2 protein-coding genes are annotated in these 2877 nt (G+C 70.9%); both read left to right on the top strand.

Annotation, left to right across the window (positions count from 1 at the left end; all coding sequences use genetic code 11):
* Window positions 1–1850, top strand: a 1850-nt coding sequence (gene metE, locus ACWIGI_RS41615) for a 5-methyltetrahydropteroyltriglutamate--homocysteine S-methyltransferase (RefSeq protein WP_454209216.1), incomplete at its 5' end; no start/stop codon positions are given.
* A gap of 75 nt (window positions 1851–1925) precedes the next feature.
* Window positions 1926–2877: methylenetetrahydrofolate reductase (locus ACWIGI_RS41610; protein WP_454209215.1), on the top strand; the 952-nt coding region annotated here is incomplete at its 3' end.

Below are 2877 nucleotides of genomic sequence, written 5' to 3'. Positions count from 1 at the left end.
CGGCCAAGCCGCTCGCGGAGCTGAAAGAGGCGCTGGCGCTGGGTGTTCCGGCCCGCCCGGTCGTGGTCGGCCCGATCACCTTCCTCAAGCTCGCCAAGTCCCTCGACGGCAGTGACCTGCTGGACCGGCTGGCCGATCTGCTGCCGCTCTACGAGCAGCTGCTGGGTCAGCTCGCCGAGGCCGGCGCGCAGTGGGTGCAGATCGACGAGCCGTCGCTGGTCACCGATCTGACCGAGGCCGAACTCGCGGCGGTGCGCAGCACCTACCAGCGGCTGTCCGAGCTGTCGGCGCGCCCGGCCATCCTGGTGGCGGCCTACTTCGGTCGCCTGGGTGCGGCCCTGCCCGCGCTGGCCGAGACCGGTGTCGAGGGCATCGCGGTCGACCTGGTCGCCGGTGGCGACGCGGACGTGGCCGCCGCGAAGGCGATCACCGACAAGCTGATCGTGGCGGGCGTCGTCGACGGCCACAACATCTGGCGGGTCGATCCCGACCACGCGCTGCCCCGCCTGAGCGAGCTGCGCGCGGCCGGTGTCCAGGTGGCCGTGTCGAGCTCGTGCTCGCTGCTGCATGTGCCCTACAGCCTCGCGCCCGAGACCGACCTGGACGCGCGCCTGCGCTCCTGGCTGGCGTTCGGCGAGGAGAAGATCGCCGAGATCCGCGTCCTGGCAACGGCTCTCACCGAGGGTGAGGCCGCGGTCGCCGACGAGCTCGCGATCGCCCGCGCCGCGGTCGCCGACCGCAAGGCCGATCCGCGCCTGCGCGTGGAGTCGGTGCGGTCGCGCCTGACCGAGCTGACCTCCGATGCCATCCGCCGCACCCCGGCCGACGAGCGCCGTGTGCTGCAGCAGGAGCGGCTGAACCTGCCGCTGCTGCCGACCACCACCATCGGCTCGTTCCCGCAGACCTCCCGGATCCGGGTGGCGCGCGCCGAACTGCGCAAGGGCACGATCGATCAGGCCGAGTACGACAACCGGATGCGCGCGGAGATCGCCGAGGTCATCGCGCTGCAGGAGGAGATCGGCCTCGACGTGCTGGTGCACGGCGAGCCCGAGCGCAACGACATGGTGCAGTACTTCGCCGAGCAGCTCGACGGGTACGCCGCGACCGTGAACGGCTGGGTGCAGTCCTACGGCACCCGCTGCGTGCGCCCGCCGATCGTCTACGGCGACGTGGTGCGCCCGGCGGTCATGACCGTGGAGTGGTCCACCTACGCGCAGTCGCTGACCACCAAGCCGGTCAAGGGCATGCTGACCGGGCCGGTCACCATCCTGGCGTGGTCGTTCGTGCGTGACGACCAGCCGCGCTCGGAGACCGCGCGGCAGATCGCCCTGGCGATCCGGGACGAGACAGTCGATCTCGAGGCCGCCGGTATCGCGGTGATCCAGGTCGACGAGCCCGCGCTGCGCGAGCTGCTGCCGCTGCGCAAGGCCGATCAGGCCGCGTACCTGGAGTGGGCGGTGGACGCGTTCCGCCTGGCCACCTCCGGCGTCGCCGACGCCACCCAGGTGCACACCCACCTGTGCTACTCGGAGTTCGGCGAGATCATCGGCGCCATCGCGGGATTGGACGCCGACGTCACCTCGATCGAGGCCGCGCGCTCGCACATGGAGGTCCTGGACGACCTCAACGCCGCGGGCTTCGACCTCGGCGTCGGCCCGGGCGTGTACGACATCCACTCCCCGCGCGTGCCGAGCGCCCAGGAGATCGAACAGTCCCTCGCGCTGGCGCTGAAAGCCGTTCCGGCCGAGCGTCTCTGGGCGAACCCGGACTGCGGTCTCAAGACCCGCGGCAACGACGAGGTGATCGCCTCGCTGCGCAACCTGGTGACTGCGGTCAACGCGCTGCGCTGATCGTGACCGCCGAGGACGCCCGCGTCGCGGGCGTCCTCGGCGTGCGCTCGCAACCCTTTCGATATCGAGGCGAACATGTACTCCATCCCAGGACGGGACCACCTCACGACCGGACAGTCCGGTGGCACGTCCGCCAGGGCGACCGGCGCCGGATCGGTCGTCGACAGCCTGCGCATTCACGGGCGGGCCCGGGTGCCGTTCTCGGTGGAGTTCAATCCGCCGCGTGACGCGGTCGGTGAGGCCCGATTGTGGCGCGCTGTAAGGCAATTCGAGCGGATGCACCCGGCGTTCGTCTCCATGACCTACGGCGCGGGCGGTTCGACCAAGGACCGCACCGCGCGCATCACCGGCCAGCTCGCCTCGGAGACGACCCTGCTGCCGGTCGCGCACCTGACCGCGGTCGGGCACAGCATCGGCGAATTGCGCGCCCTGATCGGGTCCTACGCCGACTGCGGCATTCGCAACGTCCTGGTGCTGCGCGGCGATCCGCCCGGTGATCCGCTGGGCGCGTGGTCCCGACATCCGGACGGGGTCGAGTACGCCGACGAGCTCGTGCGGATCGTGCGGGACCTCGGCGATTTCCACGTGGGCGTGGCCTCGTTCCCCGAGGGCCACCACCGCTCACCGGACCTCGACTCCGATACCGCGTTCCTGGCGGCGAAACTGCGCGCGGGAGCGGACTATTCGATCACCCAGATGTTCTTCGACGTCGAACACTATCTGCGCCTGCGGGATCGGGTGGCCGCGCACTGCCCGATCGAGGGAGCGAAACCGATCATTCCCGAGCTGATGCCGATCACCTCGCTGCGCACGGTGAAACGCGCGATCGAACTGTCGGGCCGTGAGCTCCCCGCCGCGGTTCTCGACCGGCTGCGGCGCGCGGCGGGCGATGGCCCGGAAGAGGATCGGGCCGCGGTGCGCGCGGCCGGGATCGAGATCGCGACCGAGATGGGGGAGCGGCTCATCGCCGAGGGCGCCCCGTGCCTGCATTTCATCACCCAGAATTTCGCCAAGGCGACCACCGAGG

The sequence above is a fragment of the Nocardia sp. NPDC055321 genome (genome assembly GCF_053645575.1).
Note: the sequence above shows the minus strand (reverse complement) of the source record. Positions and strands in the feature narration are given on the sequence as shown.